Below are 865 nucleotides of genomic sequence, written 5' to 3'. Positions count from 1 at the left end.
CTTGAGGGCCGCCATGGTGGCCAGCGCATCCGCTCTCACGTCTTCACTGTTATCCACCACCACCACCAGGCGACCATCACTCAGGGTGTCACGCAGCATTTGCGGCAGGTCAGCGCGGTCAATATCGAAATGACGCAGCAACGCGTCGACCACCACATTGGCATCATGGGGCTCACTGCCATCGATGCGAACCACTTCCATGTCGGCCAGCAGCGCCATCACTGCCTGCCCGAGCAGAGTAGACACACCGCTGCCCGTGTCGCCTTCTATAGCCACTACCGAGCCCAGCCCGGCATGGGCAGTCATGGCATCCAGGAAATCCCCTCGCGAGGCCCCGCTATAGAAACGTTCGTCATCATGCTCCACAAAAAGCCTCCAGCGTTTTTTGCAATGCCACTTCATCATAGTCGGCCGTTACCACAGCCTTACCCAGCGCGCGCAACAGCACAAGGCGTAACTGGCCGTTATGAACCTTCTTGTCCATGGCCATTAGATCGACAAATTGTTCCGGCGTCATATCTTTAGGGGCCGCCACAGGCAGCCCCCAAGTGGACAGCAACGCCACCACGCCCGGCTCCAGATCATCCGGCACCCAGCCAAGCTCAGCCGACATCCTGATCGCCATCAACATGCCCACGGCTACCGCCTCGCCATGCAACCACTGACTGTAGCCCGTAGCCGTCTCGATCGCGTGCCCGAAGGTATGCCCCAGATTCAACAGGGCACGATTGCCCTGCTCGGTTTCATCGTCCGCCACCACCTGCGCCTTGTTTTCGCAGCTACGGAAGATGGCCTCGGAGATGACCGACTCTTCTCTGGACAACAGCTTGCTGTTATTGGTTTCCAGCCACTGGTAGAAATCCGG

General features: G+C 59.0%; 1 protein-coding gene and 1 pseudogene. Both read right to left on the bottom strand.

What is annotated here, in order from left to right; genetic code table 11:
- Window positions 1-366 (bottom strand): annotated as a pseudogene (locus A3730_RS05090) (ATP-binding protein); the annotation flags it as partial.
- Window positions 356-865 (bottom strand): 3-dehydroquinate synthase (locus tag A3730_RS05085; RefSeq protein WP_369819041.1); only part of this gene is annotated, 510 nt, incomplete at its 5' end. The pseudogene A3730_RS05090 and the gene A3730_RS05085, both read right to left, overlap by 11 nt.

The sequence above is a fragment of the Alcanivorax sp. HI0044 genome (assembly GCF_001634945.1).
This window is presented reverse-complemented; position numbering and strand designations above follow the sequence as displayed.